The organism is Oribacterium sp. (assembly GCF_057249185.1).
On record NZ_DBHIGR010000186.1, the window covers coordinates 1 to 4,005 of the forward strand.

3 protein-coding genes and 1 pseudogene are annotated in these 4,005 nt (G+C 45.9%); all 4 read left to right on the plus strand.

Annotated features, from left to right (window positions below):
- Positions 1–249 (plus strand): annotated as a pseudogene (locus tag ACO4PX_RS09045) (coproporphyrinogen dehydrogenase HemZ); the annotation flags it as partial.
- 265 nt (positions 250–514) lie between these two features.
- Complete coding sequence (locus ACO4PX_RS09050) at positions 515–1,459, plus strand: L-lactate dehydrogenase (RefSeq protein ID WP_007156686.1); 945 nt, start codon at positions 515–517, stop codon at positions 1,457–1,459.
- 159 nt (positions 1,460–1,618) lie between these two features.
- Positions 1,619–2,662 carry a 3-deoxy-7-phosphoheptulonate synthase gene (locus ACO4PX_RS09055; protein ID WP_007156685.1) on the plus strand — a complete coding sequence of 348 codons (1,044 nt, stop codon included), beginning with the start codon at positions 1,619–1,621 and terminating at the stop codon, positions 2,660–2,662.
- A gap of 190 nt (positions 2,663–2,852) precedes the next feature.
- Positions 2,853–4,005: tyrosine--tRNA ligase (tyrS, locus tag ACO4PX_RS09060; RefSeq protein ID WP_485572340.1), on the plus strand; the 1,153-nt coding region annotated here is incomplete at its 3' end.

The window sequence follows — 4,005 nt, forward strand, 5'->3', positions numbered from 1 at the left end:
AACATGGCGGGAAATCTGGAAAATATCGGCTTTGCTAAGGAAGGGAAGGAGTGCCTTTACAACATTTTTATGATGGAAGAAAAGCACAGTGTCTTAGGAATCGGGGCAGGGGCTTCCAGTAAGATTCTCTTTCCGAAAGGCCGAATCGAAAGAACGGACAATGGAAAGGACATGCATTCTTATCTGGAGCGTTTTCCGGAGTATCTGGAAAAGAAACGAAGAATCTTGGAAGAGGAGGAGCTTCGGTAAAAGGGGCTGTAAAAAAATTAAAACAGTTTTCTAAGCAATATTGCCGAAAATCTATTTCTTATTTTGATTTTTACAGCCCCTTTTATGGGCTAAGAGGATGAAAGACTAGTAATACGGAGTAAAGAAACTTTGAATATGGTCGAAATAGTAGGGGAAAGTGTGTATAAAATGCAATAACTCCTAGAAAAACACTAGGAATTATTCTATACTACTCTTGTCCAAAGCTTTTAAGGAATGGGGGAAGAATTCCCGGAAAGGATGCAAAATGAATATTCAAGAGAGAAAAGTAGGGGTTATCGGTTGCGGATTCGTAGGAGCAAGCTCTGCCTTTGCCTTAATGCAAAGCGGACTGTTTTCCGAAATGGTTTTAAATGATGCGGACCGGGCAAAAGCGGAGGGAGAAGCACTGGATATCAGTCACGGACTTCCCTTTGCAAAGCCTATGAAGATTTATGCCGGAGACTATGATGATCTTATGGATTGCTCCATTCTTGTCATTACGGCAGGAGCAGGACAGAAGCCGGGAGAAACCCGTTTGGATCTGGTGAAGAAGAATGTAGGAATTTTCAAGAGCATTATTCCAGAGATTGCCAAGAGAAATTATGAAGGAATCCTTCTGATTGTAGCCAATCCTGTGGATATTTTAACCTATGCGGCGGTAAAGCTTAGCGGCTTCCCGGAGAATCGGGTATTCGGCTCCGGAACTGTATTGGACACCGCAAGACTGAAATATCTTCTGGGAGAGCACCTTTCCATTGATAACCGTTCCGTGCATGCCTTCATTATCGGAGAGCACGGAGACAGCGAGATTGCCGCATGGAGCAGTGCCAATGTATCCGGTATTCCGTTGAACGATTTCTGCGAACTTCGGGGGCACATTGAGCATGACGAGTCCATGAGACGCATTGCGGAAAATGTAAAGAACAGCGCCTACGAAATTATTGAAAAGAAGAAGGCTACCTACTACGGTATTGCCATGTCCGTTCGCAGAATCTGTGAAGCCATTATTCGAGATGAGAAATCCATCCTGCCGGTTTCCAGTATGCAGCACGGAGAATACGGCATTCACGATGTGTCTCTTTCTGTTCCTGCTATTGTGGGAAGAGGGGGCGTGGAAAGAGTAGTATCCATTGAATTAAGCCCGGAGGAGAAAGAAGCATTACAGGCTTCTGCGGATACCTTAAAGAAAGTTATCGGGGATGCCCTGTAAAAAGTCTTGCCTGCATCGGAGATTTTAAGGAGAGTGCCCTGTAAAGAGATAGCTATTCCATTTGCTATAGCCTAAAGAGGATGCCTACGACCGGCATCCTCTTTTCTTGCACTTTTTTTCAACTTCCTTTATACTTTAGCAGAAAAGAAAGGAGAAAGTATGGGATTAGAATTCATTCATAAGTTACCCTCTGCATCGGAGGTAAAGGAACAGTATCCGTTGTCTTCCGAGCTGATTGCTCAGAAAGCAAAAAGAGATGAGGAGATTAAGGCGATTTTTACAGGAGAAAGTCACAAGTTTTTGCTGGTGATCGGGCCCTGTTCCGCAGACCATGAGGATCCTGTACTGGAGTATTGTCACAAGCTTAAAGAAATTGCTAAAGAGGTGGAGGACAAGATTTTAATTGTTCCCCGCATCTATACCAATAAACCGAGAACCACAGGAGAAGGCTACAAGGGTATGCTCCATCAGCCGGATCCGGAAAAGCGTGCCAATCTGATTGAAGGGATTTTTGCCATTCGAAAGCTCCACATGCGAGTTTTGGAGGAAACAGGCTTCAGTACCGCAGATGAGATGCTTTATCCGGATAACCTGTCCTACCTGTCCGATATGCTGTCCTACATTGCGGTGGGAGCCCGTTCCGTAGAAAACCAGCAGCACCGTTTGGTGGCTTCCGGGGTGGATGTTCCCTGCGGCATGAAGAATCCCACCTCAGGAGACTTAGGGGTAATGTTAAACTCCATCTATGCAGGACAGCATGGCCATGAATTCATTTTCCGGGAATGGGAAGTAAAGTCCTCCGGAAATCCCTATACCCATGCCATTATGCGAGGCTTGCAGAATAAGCATGGAGAAATGGTGCAAAACTACCACTATGAGGACTTAAAGCTTCTGCAATCTCTGTATGAAGAAAGAAATTTAGCGAATCCGGCGGTAGTGGTGGATACGAATCACTGTAATTCCGGAAAGCAACATAGAGAGCAGCTTCGTATTGCCCAGGAAATCATGCATTCCAGAAAGTACTCCCAGGAACTTGCCAACTTTGTGAAGGGCTTGATGGTGGAGTCCTATCTGATCGAGGGGGCTTGTAAGGTGGAGGAACATATCTTCGGAAAGTCCATTACTGACCCCTGTATCGGCTGGGAGGATACGGTTCGTTTGATTTCCAATGTCTACGAGTACGAGCAGCAGACTAAATATTAATACAGCACGGCAAGAGCAGTTTGATTTTTGAGGGAATGAAAGTAAGTGATATACCCGCACTATTGCCGGGATACTCCTTAAGAACGAGATACCCCCGCGCCGTGAGAGAGATGTAAAATCAGGCAGGATTTTTCTTTTGAAAGAAAGACAGATCCTGCTCAGTCAATGATGAGAAAAGGAAGGAAGCAGTATGGGAGTTTACGAAGAATTACAAGAGAGAGGATTGATTGCCCAGGTTACAAATGAAGAAGAAATCCGAAAAATGGTCAATGAAGGAAAGGCAATCTTTTATATTGGCTTCGACCCCACTGCGGATTCCCTTCATGTAGGGCACTTTATGGCGCTGTGCCTGATGAAGCGTTTGCAGGCAGCAGGCAATAAGCCTATCGCCTTAGTGGGAGGCGGAACCGGTATGATCGGAGATCCTTCTGGTCGTTCCGATATGCGGCAAATGATGACCACCGAAATGATTGACCATAACTGTGCCTGCTTTAAGAAGCAGATGAGCCGTTTCATTGACTTCTCCGAGGGGAAGGCATTAATGGTAAACAATGCGGACTGGCTTAGAGATATGAACTTTATGGAGTTCTTGCGAGAGGTAGGTCCTCATTTTTCCGTAAATGAAATGCTGAGAGCCAGATGCTATGTGAACCGTCTTTCTCAGGGACTTTCCTTCTTCGAGTTTTCTTATATGCTGATGCAGGGCTATGATTTCTATCGTCTTTACGAGGACTACGGCTGTAACATGGAGTTCGGCGGAGATGACCAGTGGTCCAATATGCTGGCAGGAACAGAGCTGATTCGTAAGAAGCTGGGAAAGGATGCCCATGCCATGACCATCACCCTGCTTACCAATAAGGAAGGAAAGAAGATGGGAAAGACCGCCAGCGGTGCGGTTTGGCTGGATGCGGCTAAGACCAGTCCCTACGACTTCTACCAGTATTGGCGAAATGTGGATGATGCGGATGTAGGAAAATGTCTTCGTCTCCTGACCTTCATTCCTATGGAAGAAATCAAGAAGATGGATGCCTGGGAAGGGGCAGAGCTGAATAAAGCTAAGGAAATACTGGCTTACCATTTGACAGAGCTGGTACACGGTGCGGAGGAAGCTAAGAAGGCGGAGGAAGCAGCCAAGTCCTTATTTGCAGGTGGCGGAAATTCTGCAAATACCCCGAAGTGCGTCCTAAAGAAGGCAGAGTATCCAGAGGGAATCGACATTTTGAACCTTTTGGTTGTGAGCGGTTTGGCACCATCCAAGGGAGAAGCCAGAAGAAATGTGCAGCAGGGCGGCGTAAGCTTTGCCGGAGAGAAGATTACGGATATCGGAAGACAGCTATCCCTTT